The 15,944-nt window shown below is 70.6% G+C and carries 16 protein-coding genes; 9 read left to right on the forward strand and 7 right to left on the reverse strand.

Annotation, left to right across the window (positions count from 1 at the left end; all coding sequences use genetic code 11):
- The first annotated feature begins 64 nt into the window (after positions 1–64).
- Entirely contained in the window at positions 65–2,080 is a 2,016-nt protein-coding gene (locus E8D38_RS17315; RefSeq protein ID WP_140633706.1) for a sensor histidine kinase, read from the forward strand.
- Positions 2,081–2,148: 68 nt separating this feature from the next.
- Positions 2,149–2,607 (forward strand): BON domain-containing protein, encoded by a 459-nt coding sequence (locus tag E8D38_RS17320; RefSeq protein ID WP_140633709.1) that lies wholly within the window; start codon positions 2,149–2,151, stop codon positions 2,605–2,607.
- An 85-nt stretch (positions 2,608–2,692) separates the two neighbouring features.
- Here E8D38_RS17320 and E8D38_RS17325 read toward each other — a convergent pair whose 3' ends face one another.
- Positions 2,693–3,643: a LysR family transcriptional regulator gene (locus E8D38_RS17325; protein WP_140633712.1), complete on the reverse strand. Its 951-nt coding sequence runs from the start codon at positions 3,641–3,643 to the stop codon at positions 2,693–2,695.
- A gap of 138 nt (positions 3,644–3,781) precedes the next feature.
- Between E8D38_RS17325 and E8D38_RS17330 the strand changes: the two genes are divergently transcribed.
- From E8D38_RS17330 to E8D38_RS17355, 6 genes are all read left to right on the forward strand, one after another.
- Complete coding sequence (locus E8D38_RS17330) at positions 3,782–4,390, forward strand: FMN-dependent NADH-azoreductase (protein ID WP_140633715.1); 609 nt, start codon at positions 3,782–3,784, stop codon at positions 4,388–4,390.
- A gap of 58 nt (positions 4,391–4,448) precedes the next feature.
- A complete protein-coding gene (locus tag E8D38_RS17335) occupies positions 4,449–5,327 on the forward strand; it encodes a pirin family protein (RefSeq protein ID WP_140633718.1) in 879 nt (292 codons plus the stop codon).
- A gap of 397 nt (positions 5,328–5,724) precedes the next feature.
- On the forward strand, positions 5,725–6,426 hold the full coding sequence (locus tag E8D38_RS29335) for a type IV pili methyl-accepting chemotaxis transducer N-terminal domain-containing protein (RefSeq protein WP_140633721.1): 702 nt from the start codon (positions 5,725–5,727) through the stop codon (positions 6,424–6,426).
- 33 nt (positions 6,427–6,459) lie between these two features.
- Positions 6,460–7,353: a LysR family transcriptional regulator gene (locus E8D38_RS17345; protein WP_140633724.1), complete on the forward strand. Its 894-nt coding sequence runs from the start codon at positions 6,460–6,462 to the stop codon at positions 7,351–7,353.
- 102 nt (positions 7,354–7,455) lie between these two features.
- Positions 7,456–8,451 carry a Bug family tripartite tricarboxylate transporter substrate binding protein gene (locus E8D38_RS17350; RefSeq protein ID WP_140633727.1) on the forward strand — a complete coding sequence of 332 codons (996 nt, stop codon included), beginning with the start codon at positions 7,456–7,458 and terminating at the stop codon, positions 8,449–8,451.
- 16 nt (positions 8,452–8,467) lie between these two features.
- Positions 8,468–9,436, forward strand: a complete 969-nt coding sequence (locus E8D38_RS17355; RefSeq protein ID WP_140633896.1) for a M14 family metallopeptidase — start codon at positions 8,468–8,470, stop codon at positions 9,434–9,436.
- Here E8D38_RS17355 and creD read toward each other — a convergent pair.
- The 3 genes from creD to creB all read right to left on the reverse strand — a co-directional run bounded on the left by creD (position 9,425) and on the right by creB (position 13,166).
- Positions 9,425–10,870 carry a cell envelope integrity protein CreD gene (gene creD / locus E8D38_RS17360; RefSeq protein WP_140633730.1) on the reverse strand — a complete coding sequence of 482 codons (1,446 nt, stop codon included), beginning with the start codon at positions 10,868–10,870 and terminating at the stop codon, positions 9,425–9,427. The two genes, E8D38_RS17355 and creD, sit on opposite strands and share 12 nt — an antisense overlap.
- A gap of 94 nt (positions 10,871–10,964) precedes the next feature.
- On the reverse strand, positions 10,965–12,410 hold the full coding sequence (gene creC, locus E8D38_RS17365; RefSeq protein WP_140633733.1) for a two-component system sensor histidine kinase CreC: 1,446 nt from the start codon (positions 12,408–12,410) through the stop codon (positions 10,965–10,967).
- Positions 12,411–12,464: 54 nt separating this feature from the next.
- A complete protein-coding gene (creB, locus tag E8D38_RS17370) occupies positions 12,465–13,166 on the reverse strand; it encodes a two-component system response regulator CreB (RefSeq protein ID WP_140633736.1) in 702 nt (233 codons plus the stop codon).
- 204 nt (positions 13,167–13,370) lie between these two features.
- Between creB and E8D38_RS17375 the strand changes: the two genes are divergently transcribed.
- Positions 13,371–13,886, forward strand: coding sequence for a hypothetical protein (locus E8D38_RS17375; RefSeq protein WP_140633740.1), 516 nt, complete (start codon positions 13,371–13,373; stop codon positions 13,884–13,886).
- Between the two features lie 23 nt (positions 13,887–13,909).
- On the opposite strand, the gene E8D38_RS17380 is transcribed toward E8D38_RS17375, so the two are convergent.
- From E8D38_RS17380 to E8D38_RS17390, 3 genes are all read right to left on the reverse strand, one after another.
- Positions 13,910–14,167 carry a hypothetical protein gene (locus tag E8D38_RS17380; protein ID WP_140633743.1) on the reverse strand — a complete coding sequence of 86 codons (258 nt, stop codon included), beginning with the start codon at positions 14,165–14,167 and terminating at the stop codon, positions 13,910–13,912.
- A gap of 131 nt (positions 14,168–14,298) precedes the next feature.
- Positions 14,299–14,940 (reverse strand): MarC family protein, encoded by a 642-nt coding sequence (locus E8D38_RS17385; RefSeq protein WP_140633746.1) that lies wholly within the window; start codon positions 14,938–14,940, stop codon positions 14,299–14,301.
- Positions 14,941–14,966: 26 nt separating this feature from the next.
- Positions 14,967–15,791: a helical backbone metal receptor gene (locus tag E8D38_RS17390; RefSeq protein WP_140633749.1), complete on the reverse strand. Its 825-nt coding sequence runs from the start codon at positions 15,789–15,791 to the stop codon at positions 14,967–14,969.
- Positions 15,792–15,944 lie beyond the last annotated feature (153 nt).

Below are 15,944 nucleotides of genomic sequence, written 5' to 3' on the forward strand. Positions count from 1 at the left end.
ATTGCCTGACACATGCGCGGGGCCTTGCGCTACGCTCATCGCGCTTCACGCAGACACACGCAACGTGACCAGCACTACTCAGGGAAAAGGCGGGCTGCTGTCCGGCCCGCTGGACGAGCGCACCGCCCCGCCGGTCGCCGCCGCCGATGCGCCGCAGGCGCCGGTTCCGGCGTTCGAGCACCGGGTGTCGATGGCGCGCGTGCTCGGTCCCTTCGTGGCGGCCACCGCGCTGCTGGCCTTGCTGAGCGTGGCCGGCTTCTATGCGCTTTCCGGGGTGAGGGCCTACGTCGGCGGCGAGAGCCTGTGGTCCAAGGGGCGCAGCGTTGCCGTTGCGCAGCTGCGGCTGTATGCGGTGACCGGCAGCGCCGGCGCCCATGCCCGTTTCACCGAGGCACTCGAGGTCCCCCTGGGCGACCGCGAAGCGCGGGAAGCGCTCGATCGCAGGCCGGCCGACCTGACCGCCGCGCGAGACGGTTTCCTGCGCGGCGGCAACCATGCGGGCGACGTGCCGGCGATGGTGTGGATGTACCGCTGCTGCAGCGGCACGCCGCTGATGCGCGACGCGGTGGAGGCCTGGGTCGAGGGCGACCGGCTCATCGCGGAACTGGTGGCCCTGGGCGCGCGCCTGTCGCGCCGCCTGGATGGCCGTGAAAGCCTGTCCGCCGCGGAGCGGATCGACGCGATGGCGCAGCTCGATGCGCTGGAGTCGCGGCTGATCGCGCAGGAGCGGCGCTTTTCGGCCTCGCTCGGCACCGCCTCGCGGGCCGTGGTGTGGCTACTGTGCGCGGTGACGCTGGGGCTGGCGGCATTGCTCGCCATGGCGGGTGTGGCCCTCGGGCGCCGCGGGCTGCTGCGCCACCAGCAGGCGCAGCAGCAGCTGGCCCAGGCCAACCAGCGCTGGACACTGGCCACCGCCAGTGACGGCCTCGGTCTGTTCGACTGGAACCTCGACAGCGATGAAGTGTTCCTCGACGCGCGGGCAGCGGCGGCCTATGGCTTCGACTTCCGGGCCGAAGGGTTGCGCCTGCTGCGCAGCGAGCTGCGCAAGCTGCTGCATCCCGATGATCGGATGCCGGTGCGAACGGCCCTGGCCCAGGCGGTGGCCAGCGGCGAGCTGTTCAAGCAGCGCTACCGCATCCGGCGCCCGAGCGACGGCGCCGAGCGCCACCTGGCGGTGACCGGCCTGCTGTACCGCGACGCCGGCGTGCAGCAGGCGGCGCGCATGCTGGGCGTGGTGCGCGACGTGACCGACGAAGTGCAGAACACCCAGCTGGCGCTCGACAAGGCGGCAGCCGAGCGGGTGGCCCGTGCACGCATCGAGTTCCTGTCGCGCCTGAGCCATGAGCTGCGCACGCCGCTCAATGCGGTGCTCGGCTTCTCGCAGCTGATGCTGGCCGACGCGTCGCAACCGCTGGCGCCTGCCCAGCGTGCGCGGGTGCAGCACATCGGTGAAGCCGGCGAGCACCTGCTGCGGCTGGTGGAAGACGTGCTCGACATCACCCACATCGACTCCGGCAACTTCTCGATGTCGCTGCGCCCGATGGCATTGCAGCCGGTGGTCGACGCGGCACTGCGCCTCGTCGACAAGGAGCGCCAGTCGTATGACGTGCAGGTGGTGCACGGGCTGCCCGCGCAGCCGCTGCACGTGGTGGCCGACGCGCAGCGGCTCGAGCAGGTGTTCGTCAACCTCTTCAGCAATGCCTGCAAGTACAACCGCCGCGGCGGCGTGCTGGTGATCGAGCATGCCGAGGTCGGCGACCAGGTGACGGTGAGCGTACGCGACGAGGGCGAGGGCCTCGACGCGCAGGAACTGGAGCAGCTGTTCCGGCCGTTCAAGCGGTTGGCGCCCGCCGCCAGCGTGCCGGGTACCGGGCTTGGCCTGGTGGTGGTGAAGCTGCTGCTCGAGCAGATGGGCGGCGCCATCGAGGTGCACAGCATCAAGGGCAGGGGCACCACCTTCACCGTGTCGCTGCCCGCGACCGCGGCGGTGCCGGCCGACGTGTTGCCGGACGAGCCGTCAGAACAGGCCGACAAGGCGACGCGCAGCTGGATGACGGCGACCCGTTCCGCACGGCCCTAAGGTTTGGGTGTGCGCACCGGGCCTTGCGCCCGACGCGCCAGCGTTCCACTCGACCCCAGGAGGTTTCCATGTCCCAACCGACCACCAAGCAACTGCGGCTGCTCAGCCTGAGCGCCGTGAGCGCGGCCTTGCTGATGGGCCTGGCCGGCTGCAACAACCGCGACGACGATGGCCAGACCGCCGGCCAGAAGCTCGACGAGGCCACCGCCCGCATGGAGCAGCGCTCCGAGCAGGCTGGCCAGACCATCGAGCAGAAGAGCGAACAGGCCGGCCAGGCGATCGAGCGCCAGACCGACAAGATGGCCAACGCGGTGGACGACGCCAGCCTCACCGCATCGGTGAAGGCAGCGCTGATCAAGGAGCCTGACCTCAAGACGCTGGGCATCAACGTCGACAGCAAGGACGGCACGGTGGTGCTCAAGGGCGAGGTCAAGAGCATGGCCGACAAGCAGCGTGCCGAGCAGGTCGCCAGCACTGTTTCGGGCGTGAGCCGTGTGGACAACCAGCTGCAGATCGTGAGCGGTTGATACAGCACGGTTGCTGACCACGCCCGGGCCCCGCAGCGGATGTGCGCTGCGGGGCCCTTGCCTTTGTGCGGCCGGTTCGTCCGGGTCAGGCAGCCTGCGCCTGCGCCTGCGCCTGCGCCTGGCGCCGCCGCTCGGCCACTTCGCAGGCGCCGGTGATGCCGGCGGCCACGGCGTCGATGAACACCCGCGTCTTGGCCGGCATGAGCCGGCGCCCGGGAAACACCGCCCACGCATCGACCGGGGCCAGACACCACTGGGGCAGCACACGCACGAGCGCACCGCTTTTCACGTGAGGCTCGGCAATCATTTCGGCGGTGGCCACGATGCCGCAGCCTTCGCAGGCGAGCTTGAGCAGCACGGCCGGGGCGTTGATCACCGCGCGAGGCATCGGCAGGCCTTGCCAGCGCTCTTCGCCACGGGTCAGCTTCCATGGCATGGGCTCACCGGTGCGCGACAGCACCAGCAGGCCGTCCATGTGCGGCAGCGCCTCCGGCGACACCGGCTCGCCCTGGCGCGCCAACAGCGCAGGCGCGGCATACAGGCCGGTCGTCATCGACACCAGCCGCCGCGCCGCGAGCTGGCTGTCGTCGGCCAGCTCGCCCATGCGCAGCGCCACGTCGAAGCCTTCGGAGATGAGGTCCACCCGGCGCGGCGTGAGATCCATCTCGAGCGTGATGGCCGGGTAGCGCTCGATGAATTCGGCCAGCACGCGGGGCATCACCTCGGGCGCGAAGTCGGCTGGCGCAGTGACTCGCAGGCGCCCGCTGGGCTGGGCCTGCCGATGCATGGCCAGCGCCGCCACGGCGTCCACCTCGGCCACCACCTGCCGCGCATGGTCGAGCAGGGCCTGGCCGAACTCGGTGAGGGTGAGCTTGCGGGTCGTGCGCTGCAGCAACCGCTCGCCGAGCTGGGTTTCGAGCGCAGACAGCCGCCGCGAGACGGTGGACTTGGGCAATTTCAGCCGCTCTGCCGCCTTGGTGAAACTGCCCGCTTCGGCCACGCGGGCAAACAGGGCCAGGTCGTTGGGATCGATCATTTGGCGTCCTCCGGGGCGGCGCCCGCCCCAGTCTGTTCCATCAATGGAACGAACTTATCCATTGGACCACCTTTTTAAACACGGGTGGCACAAATACATTGACTCCATCGCAACCCCTTCTTCCGCTGGAGCCGCCTCATGAACATCCTGCAAATCAATACCAGCGCCCGCCGCTACGAAAACGGCCAGGGCTCCCAATCGACCCGCCTGGCCAACGAGCTGAGCGAACGCCTGCTGGCCGCCAACCCGGGCGCCACGCTGACGCTGCGCGACCTCACCACCCGGCCGCTGCCGGTGCTCGATGAAGCTGCGCTGGGCGCGCTGTTCACGCCGGCCGAGCAACGCAGCGCCGAGCAAGCCGCCCGCGTGGCGCAGGACGATGCGCTGATTGCCGAGGTGCAGGCGGCCGACGTGCTGGTGCTGGCCGTGCCGATGTACAACTTCGGCGTGACCGCGCAGTTCAAGAACTGGATCGACGCCATCGCCCGGGCCGGCACGACCTTCCGCTACACCGCGCAGGGCCCTGAAGGCCTGCTCAAGGGCAAGAAGGTCTACGCCGTGCTGACGCGCGGCGGCCAGTACCGCGACACGCCCGCCGACAGCCAGGTGCCGTGGATCAAGATGGTGCTGGGCTTCCTGGGCATGAACGACGTGCAGTTCATCTACGCCGAAGGGCTGAACATGGGCCCCGAAGCGGCCGACGCTGGCCTGGCCAGCGCACAACGCGACATCGCCGCGATTGCCTGATGTGTTGAAGTGCGGGGTCGGCCACGAGCCGCCGCCCCCCGAAGACTGGAGAGACAGAATGACCACCGCCGCTGAAACCGTGACCGCACCCCGCCGCGTCGAGCGTCTGGTGACCGGCATGCCCACGCGCGACGGGGCCGGCGTGAAGCTCACCCGGGTGCTGACGCAGCCACTGCAGCGCCGCCTCGACCCCTTCCTGATGCTCGACAACTTCGCGAGCGACGACCCGAAGGACTACGGCGCCGGCTTTCCCGACCACCCTCACCGCGGTTTCGAGACGGTGACCTACATGATCGCCGGCCGCATGCGGCACAAGGACAGCGCCGGCCACGAAGGCCTGCTGCGCAACGGCGGCGTGCAATGGATGACCGCCGGCCGCGGGCTGGTGCACTCTGAAATGCCGGAGCAGCAGGACGGCGTGATGGAAGGGTTCCAGCTGTGGCTCAACCTGCCGGGCAAGGACAAGCTGTGCGACCCGTGGTACCGCGACATCGCAAGCGAGGAGATCCCGCAGTTCGACACGCCCGGCGGCGTGACGGCACGGGTGATCGCCGGCACGAGCCACGGCGTGGCGGGCGCCATGCAGCGCGAGGCGACGTTGCCGCTGTACCTCGACCTGCACTTCACCGCCGGCTCGAGCTTCGAGCAGGCGCTGCCGGCTTCGCACAATGCCTTCGTGTACGTGTACCGGGGCACGGTGTTCGTCGGCCAGGGTGAGGCTCGCACCGAAGTGGGCGCGCAGCGCATGGCCATCCTGGCCAACACGGCCGGCAGCGACGGCGTGGTGCTCTCGGCCAGCGAAGACGCGAAGGCGCTGCTGATCGCCGGCCGGCCGCTGAACGAACCGATCGCCCAATACGGCCCGTTCGTGATGAATACGCACGAGGAGATCTTCCAGGCGGTTGAAGACTTCAGGGCCGGGCGGCTGGGGTCGTAGCCGCGACCGCTCCTGTACGCACTTCGCACTTGCTCCGGGGCCCGGCCCCTACCAGGCCGGGCCCCCAAGCAACAGGCCATCTCCCATGGGCTCCCCCGATGGCCTGACAGCGCCGCGGCGACACCTGCCGCGGCTGCGCTCCGCCGAGCGCCTGCACTGCATGTATCCCTCGCCTTTCACTCGCCACCCGCGTTGATCGAACGCGGCGAACGTTATCGGCGCCCAGTGCCGCGCCATATGCCAAGGACATGCCCTTGACGCGCGCCACCACTTCACCTATTCGCGCGTGACGTAGTACCGCTTGCCGCGAGCGGCTTCGCTCATGGCGGCTCCAGGGGCCCGTCGGGGAACGGATCGTGCAAGGGGATGCGCAAACCCATCCACCTGCACCGTTGCCATGCATGCCGCGACCCTTCCGCCCCCCGGCGCACCCGCTGCGGCCCGCGCGAGCGGCAAGCCGCCTGTCGCACCCGAGGTGTCTGGCGACAAGCTCGGCGCGCTCATCAACCTCGCCGGACGGCAGCGCATGCTGTCGCAGCGCATCGTGCTGCAGGCCCTGCTGTCCGCGCGCGGACAGCAGGGCGCCGGCAGCACGGCACGAGAGGCGCTGGCGCTGTTCACCGTGAGCCATGCCGGCCTCGTGCATGGCAGCCCGCAACTGCCCGGAGCCCATTTCGCGGCCATTCGCGAGGCCTATTTCGGTGCATTGCAAGGCGATGCGCGCATCCGCGAATTCATCGCCCTCACTGAACGCACGCTGGCGGCCATCGAAGACGGACTGCGCGGCGCCGAAGCGCTCCAGCAGGAACTCGTGGCCTCGAGCAGCCCCATGCTCGACCTGCTGAACCGGCTGACGCAGATCTACGAAGCCGAGGCCGCGCGCCATGCGGTGGTGCAGCACCAGCGCCAGCAGGCGCTGATGGCCGACATCCAGACCATCGCGAAGCAGGCCCGCATCGTGGCCTTCAACGCGCAGGTGAGCGCGGCACGCGCCGGCGCCGTGGGCCGCGAGTTCGCGGTGGTGGCCGACACGCTGACGCGCATCACCGGCGAGATCGAAAGCCTGGTGTCGGCCGCGGTGCGCGGCACGCAGCGCTGAGGCACAGGACGGCGCGCGCATGACAATGCCCGCGTGGACCTGAAACTGCTCGAAGACCTGAGGGCCCTGGCCGACGAGCGCAGCTTCGTGCGCGCGGCCGAAGTGCGGCACGTCACGCATCCGGCCTTCGGCCGCCGCATCCGCACGCTCGAAGCCTGGGCGGGCGTGCCGCTGGTGGAACGCCGCCGCACGCCGGTGCAGCTCACGCCCGCGGGGCTCGCCTTGCTGCAGCAGAGCCAGGCGCTGCTCGACGGACTGCTCCAGACCCGCGACCTGCTGCGCAGCCGTCACCCGGCGCTGGCGGGCGAGGTGGTGCGCGTGGCGACGGGGCGCACGCTGGCGCGCACCCTCGTGGCCGACTGGCTGGCGCGGCTGTCGCGCCCGCGCCAGCCGCTGCACGGGCAGCGGGTCGAGGTGCATACACGCGCCATGACCGAGGTGGCAGCCTTGCTGGAACGCGGCGAAGCCGACTTCGTGTGCTGCTACGAGCACCCGGCCACGTCGGTGCGGTTGAGCAGCCAGCGCTTCCGGCACCTCACCCTGGCCAACGACCGGCTGGTGCCGGTGTCGCGCGCGAATGCCCAGGGCCGCGCTTTGCACGGGCTGCAGGACGGCCCGCTGATCGCCTATGCGGCCTCGCTGTCGCTGGGGGCGCTGGTGCGCGAACACCTGCAGCGCGGCATGCCCGGCGCCGCCGGGCGCACGCGCTATGTCTGCGACTCGGCCGATGCGATCCAGGAGTTCGTGCTCAAGGGGCTGGGCGTGGCCTGGCTGCCGTGGTCGATGGTCGCCGCCGCCTGCAAGAACCGCCTGCTGGTGCCGCTGGGGGCTCGCAGCGAGGAGGTGCATTTCCAGGTGAGGCTGTACCGCCCGCGGGCGCGCCAGTCGCCGCTGCTCGAAGCGGTGTGGGCCGCCACCGACCAGTAGCCTTGCCGGCACCCGTTCGGCACGTTCCCGTGCCGCTTCGGCACCGGCCACGCCCCGGGCCCGTCCACACTGGTCGCACACCACTGAACCCGGCGAGGCAGCATGCAGCAGCGACGTTCCTGGATCACGACCACCCTGGCCGCCTGGCTGGCGGCCGGCCTTTGCGGCGCGGCAGCCGCACAGTCGGACTACCCCTCGAAGCCGATCACGCTGGTGGTGGGCTACCCGCCCGGCGGCAGCGTGGACCTGGTGGCCCGCACGCTCGCGCCGGAACTGGCCAGGCGCCTCGGCCAGGCGGTCGTGATCGAGAACATCGGCGGCGCCGGCGGCACGATCGGTGCGCAGCGGGTCGCCAAGGCGGCCCCGGACGGCTACAAGCTGCTGCTGGCGTCGAACAACGAAATGGCCATCAGCAAGCTGGTCAACCCGGCGCTGGCCTATGACGGCCAGCGCGACTTCTCGCCGATCGGCCTCGTCGCCACGCAGCCCATGGTGCTGGTGGCCGCACCCCATACGAAGGTCAGGTCACTCGACGACTTCGTGCGGGTGGTGAAGGGCAGCCCGGGCAAGTTCAGCTATGGCAGCTCGGGCATGGGCACCGCGCTGCACCTGGCCGGAGAAATGCTCAAGCAGTCCGGCGGGCTGTTCATGGTGCACATCCCGTACCGCGGCGTGGGGCCGCTCACCACCGACCTGCTGGGCGGCCAGCTGGACTTCGGCGTGTTCGTGCTGTCGAGCGGCCTGCCGCACATCCGCGCCGGCAGCGTGGCGGCGCTGGGCACCACCGACGCCCGGCGCGCACCCGCCACGCCGGACATCCCGGCGCTGTCGGAGCACCCGTCGTTCCGCAAGGTCAACATCGGCATCTGGTTCGGACTGTTCGCGCCCGCCAGGCTGCCGCAGCCGGTGGCCGCCCGGCTCGGCCAGGCCTTCCAGGAGGCGGTGGCCTCGCCCGAGCTGCGCAGGAAGCTCGAGGAAGCCGGCGCGCGCCCGGCGCCCCCCGAAGGCAAGCCGGACGAGCAGCTGGCGACCTACCTGAAGGCCGAGCAGGAAAAGTACGCCCGCATCGTCGACTTCGCGAAGATCCGCAATGAATGAAGGTCCCCTTCCTCCACTGCCGTTCGACCTGCCCGTGCCCTCGCTGGGCGACTGGCGTCACGGCAACACCGGCACCGAAGGCGTGTGGCGTTTTGCCTCGGCGCAACCCGGGCCGAACGTGCTGGTCACCGCGCTGGTTCATGGCAACGAGCTGTGCGGCGCCTGGGCCCTGCTGGCCGCGCTGGAGGTGAAGCTGCGACCGCAGCGCGGCTCGCTGACGCTGGCCTTCTGCAATCTCGAGGCCTTCGACCGCTTCGACCAGCGGTCGCCGGATGCTTCTCGTTTTGTCGATGAAGACCTGAATCGCGTGTGGGGCCCGGGCCTGGTCGATGCGCCCGCCAGCAGTGCCGAGCGGCGCCGGGCGAGACAGCTGTTGCCGTGGGTGGAGCAGGCCGACTGGCTGCTCGACCTGCATTCGATGCACGAGCCCGGCGAGCCCTTGCTGCTGACCGGCCTGCTGCCGCGCAACATCGAGCTGGCCCGCGAACTGGGCGCGCCGCGCTGCGTGATCGTCGATGCCGGGCACCGCGACGGCCGGCGCCTGCGCGACCACGGCCGGTTCGGCAGCGCCGATGACGGCACCTCGCGGGCGCTGCTGGTCGAATGCGGCCACCACGGAGCGCTGTCCAGCCGCGACGTGGCGCTCGACATGCTGGCGCGCTTTCTGGCGGCCAGCGGAGTGGTGGCGCCGTCCGCCTTGCCGCCCTCATGGCGCCTGCCGGCGCCGGGCCGGCAGGCGGTGCTGACGGTGACCGACGCGCTGGTTGCCGCGAGCCTCGACGTGCGGTTCGCCGAGCCCTGGCGCAACGGCCAGCGTGTCGCCGAAGCCGGCACCGTGCTCGGCTGGGACGCCGGCACACCGCTGACGACGCCCTATGCGGACTGCACGCTGGTGATGCCGTCGCTGCGGCAGCTGCGCGTGGGCGTCACCGTGATGCGCCTGGCCCGCGAGACGCCTGCGTCGCAGCCGGCCTCAACCGCCTGACGCGGCGGCATCGCGCCCGAGCAGCGCATACCAGTCCACCCGCCGCGTGAGCACCATCACCGCACCGAGCACGCCGAACAGCAGCAGCGACCCCATCACGAGGGCGGTCTGCTCCATCTGCAGCAGCACGTAGAGCACGCCGTACAGCAGCGCAGCCCCGCCGCCGAACAGGCCGCCGGCACGCCAGCCGCCCAGCACGTGCGCGCCGTAGTAGCCCAGCAGGGCCACCACACCGGCACTGGCCGCGGCATAGGCCCATGCGAAAGCCAGGTGCTCCGACAGGCTGAGCAGCAGCAGGAAGAACAGGGTGAGCGCCGCTCCCACCAGCGCGTACTGGATCGGATGCACCTTCACGCGACCCAGCACCTCGCACATCGCGACGATGGCGAAGGTGAGGGCGATGAACAGCAGGCCGTACTTGGTGGCGCGGTCGCTCAGCGAATAGGCGTTCACCGGGTCGATGAAGGCGACATCGAGGGTTTCGACACAGCCCCTGGGCTTCTGCCCGGCGGCGGCTTCGGCCGCCGCCGCGGCCCAGCGTTCCACGTTGTACGGGTTGGCGGCCGCGTTGCCGGCGGGCGCGCACAGCTCCGCGCCACGCGTGTAGTCCTGCGCGGCGGTGGTGGCCAGCGACGAGACGCGCCAGGTGGCGGAAAACCCGTCGCTGCGGACCTCGCGTTCGGCCGGCAGGAACCGCCCGCCGAAGCTGGGGTGCGGCCAGTCGGAGCGCAGCTGCACCAACGTCGTGTCGGCCACCGGGGCGATCGCGAGCTCTGCGGTGCCCACCAGTTCGAGCGTCAGGTCGGCGGTGAGCGCGGTGCCCGGCGCCGGCGCCTCGGCCAGCGATCCCGACCCGGCCAGCACGCTGTGGAAACCTCGCGGGTAGCTGCCATGGAAGGTGCCGGGCAGCACCGGGCGGCTGCTGCCGTTGGCCCGCACCTGGGCGAGCCGGATGCCGCGGGCATCGTTCAAGGCCACCATCAGGATCGGCTCGCCGCAGGCCAGGCGCGAGCCGGCATGCTCGCGCTGCGCCACCAGCGGCGCAAGGCTGGCCCATTGCGCCTGCAGGGTGGCCTTGGTGGCATAGGCGTTGACCTTGAACAGGCCGCGATAGCGCGGCTCCAGCGCAGCGCTGGCGTCGATGTGCAGCCGCGTGGGCGCCAGCGACAGGCGGAACTCGCGCTTGTCGGTGGTCACGCGCCTGTCCTTGCCTTCGCCGACGGTGGTGTCCCATTCCTCGACGCACGAGCGGTGCAGCACCGGGCCGAGCAGGGCCTGGCGGCCGGCCAGGCGGGTTTCGACGCTGCGTTCGGCTTCATGCTGGCGGCCCTGGCGTTCGTCGACGATGCCGCCGATGCGCGCCAGCGCAGCGCACAGCAGCAAGGTGATGCCGCCCACCGCCAGCGCCTTGAAAAGGTAAGGACGTGACTTCATTCGCTCCGGCTCCCGGGAGTTGTTGGAGCCTGCAGCGTCGCAACGCCGCGTGAGCGGAGCGCGAAGTTTGTGAAGCGAGCGTGAAGCGGCCGGCTCAGGGCGCCGTGAACTGCAGCCGCGCACGCCAGCCCGGCTGCGCCGGCTCGCCGCTCCACGTGCCGCCGTGCAGTGCCATCACCTGCTGCACGATCGCAAGGCCCAGCCCGCTGCTCTTGGGCGCATGGTCGCCGGGCCTGGGGGTCGAATAGAAGCGCTGGCCGAGCTGCGCCCGCGCGTAGTCGGGCACGCCGGGGCCATGGTCGCGCAGCGTGAAGCTGCCGTCGGAGCCCACCGCCACCTCCAGCTCGCTGCCCTCGGGTGCGAAGTCCAGGGCATTGGCGAAGAGGTTGGTCATCGCCAGCGTGATGAGCTCGGCATCGCCGTGCACTTCGATGCCGGGGTCGGGCGGCGACAGCCAGCGCAGGCCGATGCGGCGCTGGTCGGCACGGGCGTGCAGCGCATCCCAGGCCTGCAGGGCGCAGCGGCTGAGCGACACCGGGCCGGCATGCTCGAGCGCGCGCCGGCCCTCGAGCTTCGACAGCTCCAGCAGACGGTCGACCAGCAGCCGCAGGCGTTCGCCCTGTTCCTCGATCTGGCGGGCAAAGGTTTCGCGATCGGCGTCGGGCAGCGGGTCGCGCAGCAGCTCGGCCGCGCCGCGGATGGCGGCCAGCGGGCTCTTGAGCTCATGGGTCAGCGCACGCACCGTGTGTTCGAGCTGCTCGCGCCCGTCGAGGCGCGTGCGCATGGCGTCCATGGCCTTGGCCAGCTCGCCGAGTTCGCCCGACAGGGCCGGCACCTCGATGCGGCGGCCGCCGCTGTCGACCTGCTGTGCATAGCGCCGCAGCCGCCGGATCGACCACACCAGCCAGCCGGTGACGGCCACGCCGATGGCCAGCGACAGGCCCAGCAGCCAGGCGCCAGCCACCAGGATCTTGCGCTCGGCGCGGTCGATGAAGGGCTGCACCGTGGCCACCGGCTTGGCCACCGTGAGCACGCCGATCACCTGGCCTTCATGGCGCACCGGCGCCGCCACGTACATGACCGAGCTGCGGTCGTCGGCCTGCACCTCGCGGGTGGCGCGCGCACCGTATTCGCCGCGCAGGGTGAGCGCCACGTCACGCCAGCGCGAGTAGTCGGCGCCGACCGCGCTGCCCTGGCGGGCCCCGGCGTCGAAGACCACGCGACCGCGCGCGTCGGTGACGTAGATGCGGAAGTCGAGGCTGCGCTTGGCCAGCCCCCAGATCCTTGCGTCGATGGGACGCGCGGCGTAGTCGCGCACACGCTCGGCAAACCGCGACTGCTCCAGCGTGGCGCCCTCGGGCAGCGCGGCCAGGTCGTCGGCCACCTGCTCGGCCAGCAGGTTGGCGGTGTCCACCAGCACGTCTTCCATCACCTCGCGCACGCTGGGCTTCACCTCGGCGACGAACACCCGCAGCACGAAAAACGCCGCGAGCCCGGTGATGAGGAAGAAGCCCAGCAGCAGGCGCACGCCGAGTTTCATGAGGCGTTACTCCGTTGCTCGAGTTTCACGAGGCGACGCTCCGTTGCTCCAGCTTCATGACGCCGGAAGCTCCAGCGAATACCCCAGCCCCCGATGCGTGACGATGGGATCGAGCTCCGGCTTCACCTCGCGCAGCTTGGCGCGCAGCGTCTTGACGTGCGTGTCCACCGTGCGGTCGCCGCTGTCGGCGTCGGCGCCCCACACCGCGTCGAGCAGCGACTCGCGGCTGTGGATGCGTCCGGGTGAACGCAGCAGCACCCGCAGCAGGCCGAGCTCGCGACGCGTGAGCGACAACGGCTGGCCGGCATACCGCACCCGCGAGCCGGCTTCGTCGAGCTCGAACAGCCCGTGTGGCGGCGCGACCGGCGAGGCGGTCGCGCGTGCACGCCGCAACAGCGCGCGCACCCTGGCCACCAGCTCGCGGGGACTGAAGGGCTTGGCGACGTAGTCGTCGGCACCCAGCTCGAGCCCGAGCACGCGGTCGGTCTCGTCGCTGCGTGCGGTGAGCAGCACGATGGGCAGGGCCGGCTGCTCCTGCCGCAGCGTGCGGCACAGGTCGAGCCCGCTGCCGTCGGGCAGCCCCACGTCGAGCAAGGCCACGTCGGCTGCTCCGCTGCGCAGCTGCTCCGCGGCCTCGCGCACCAGCAGCACGTGCCGCACGGCGAACCCGTCGCGCTCGAGCGCATAGGCAACGGTGCGCGCGATGGCCGGGTCGTCTTCGAGCAGCAGCACGCAAGGCGGCGAAGGAGGCGTCATGGCGCGGATGCTATCGGCTCCGGCAGGCGCACCGGCATTCCGTCACGGCGGCGCCTGGCCTCGAGGCAGCGAGCGTGCAGCACTGCGCGGGATGGCGCTGCCCCGGGTAACAGGAAATCAAGCGGCTGCCCTGGCGCCCGATACACCGGTCAACGCGCAGCACGAACCGGTTGCGCGGTCCCGTGTTGTCAAAGAGGCCCTGCCATGCAGTACCCGCCCGCCTTGCGCCTGTTGCCGTTGTTCGCAGCGTTGCTGCTGCCGCCCTGCGCCGGCTTCGCGCAAGCCCATGCCGAAGGCGGCGAGGGGGCTGCGCAGTGGTGGCTGAGCAGCGGCTTCTGGTCGCACCACACGCGCCGGGCCGATCGCTACCAGCAGAACAACACCGGCATCGGATTCGAGTGGCACGGCGGCGGCCACTGGCAGGACTGGCAACTGAACGCCGGCCACTACCGCAACTCGCGCAACCGCCCGAGCAACTACGTGCAGGCGGGCTGGATGCCGCTGTGCCTCGATCTGCCGGCAGACTTTTCGCTGCATGCCGGCGCCAGCGTGGGCGTGGTCAACGGCTATCCGCGCATGAAGGGCGGCGGCTACTTCCCGACGTTCGTGCCGGCGCTGTCGCTGCAGTGGCAGCGCCTGGGGCTCAACCTCGTCTACATCCCGTCGGTCGGGACGGTGGATGGCGCGTTCGCACTGCAGCTGAAGGCCCGGCTGCTGTAGGAGGCCGCCGGGTCCTGCTCCAGCTAGCTGCGCTTGCAGTTCGGGTCGGGCGGCGGCTGGTCGGCGCCGGGGACCAGCGTCCAGTCCTTGTCGTCGCGGCCGGTCATGATCTGCCGTTCGGCATGCATGGCCGCCGTGGGGGATATCGGGTCGCTGGCGGGGAAGGTCTCGTCCAGCGCTTCGTCGAGCAGCTCCTGGTAGGTGGGCACCCGCTCGTAGGGCAGATGCCCGCGGCCTTCCAGGCGGCGTGACTCGCGCTGGGTGGCAACAGGGTCTTTCATCGGTGTCTCCATCCGTTCATGGTGGTCTCGCTCGCCAGTCGGCAAGCCCCATGCCTGAGCGGCAGGCCGATGCCGGCCGCCCGGAGAACATCTCGTTGAAAAACTTGCCGAACGGGACCGGCGTTCGGTGCTCAGTTGCCGATGTGGCTGGCCAGCACAGGGAACAGCTTGGTCAGCCCGTCGGACAGCAGCTCGACGGCCAGCGCCGCGAGGATCAGGCCCATCAGCCGCGTCATCACGTTGATGCCGGTCTGGCCCATGACCTTGGCGATGCGACCGGCGGCAGAAAACACCACGAAGGTCACGACGCCCACCACCACGCCGTAGCCCACCAGCACCCCCAGCTCCCACCAGTGCCGCGTCTTTTCGGCATAGATCACCATCGTGGAGATGGTGGCCGGACCGGTGAGCAGCGGAATGGTCAGCGGCACCACCGCGATGCTGTCGCCGGCATCGGCCTTCTGGCTGCCTTCGCTCACGTCGCTGGGCTTGGACTCCGCCGGCTGCGCATTGAGCATGTGCAAGGCGCTGATCAGCAGCAGCGTGCCGCCGCCGACCTGGAACGAGGCCAGCGAGATGCTGAAGAAGCCCAGGATCTTGAGCCCCACCAGTGAGCTGATCGAGATGACCAGGAAGGCGGTGAACGCGCTGACGCGGATGGTGCGCTGGCGCTGCTTGCGGTTGAAGTTCTGGGTGAAGTGGATGAAGAAGGGCACCACGCCGATCGGGTTGACGATGGCCAGGAGTGCAATCAGCGGCTTGTAGAGATCCATGGGGCGCGATTGTCGGGGGGGCGAGCTCAGGCTGTCGATGCAAGCGCATCGCGGGCCAGTCCGCGGGCGTAGCGCAGCCCCTCGGCCGCCCGCGGGCCGTACCAGCTGAGCAGCTCGCCATCGACCAGTAGCACCCGGGCCTGCGGGCACAGTGCCTGTGCTTCGGCCATGTGCCCTGCGCCGAACCGGTACGGCTCCGAGCTCAGCAGCACTTCCTGCACGTCGGCGAGCCACGGCGCATCGGCGGCGACCACCGGATAGCGGGCGGCCCCGTGCGGGCCGCCGGTGACGTCGGGCAGGGTGTGCCAGTGCACATGGGCCAGGAGCTGCGAGATGTAGGTGTCTCGCGCGACCGTCATCCAAGGCTCGCGCCAGATGAGGTACAGCACGCGGCGCGGCGGCCCCGCGTGGAGCACGGCCAGCTCGTGCTCGAGTTCGCGCCGCAAGGCCGCTGCCCGCTCGCCAACGCCCGCCACCGCACCGAAGGCCTCGGCCATCTGGCCGAACAGCATGAGGTTGTCGGCCGGTGCCAGCGGATGGGTCACGATGACCTGCGGCGGATTCGGCCAGGCACGCAGCGCCTCCACCGTCTCGGCCCGGTTCTCGTCGACGTTGACCAGCACGTGGCTGGGCGCCAGCCGCTGCAGCTTGGCGAGGTTCACGTCCTTCGTGCCGCCCACCTTGGGGACGTCGGCCAGCGCCTCGCGCGGGTGCACGCAGAAGCCTGTGCGTGCCACCAGACAGTGCCCCAGGCCGAGGTCCACCAGCAGTTCGGTGAGGCTGGGCACCAGGCTGGCGATGCGAAAGGTCGCAGCGCCCTGTGCAGGGCCTAGGGACTGGGGCGGGTTCATGGGAGGCGCCCATCATAGGTGCGCTGATGCACCGCGGCAGCCTCGGGCGGTGCGCTGCAGGGCCCACGGGGAAACCCCAACCGCTGCTTTGGAAACGGCGCAGATACAACACTTTCCGCGCGAAGTTGCCAAACGGGCTAGCGCACTCGCGTG

The organism is Methylibium rhizosphaerae (genome assembly GCF_006386545.1).
In the GTDB taxonomy this organism is placed as follows: Bacteria; Pseudomonadota; Gammaproteobacteria; order Burkholderiales; family Burkholderiaceae_C; genus Pseudorivibacter; species Pseudorivibacter rhizosphaerae.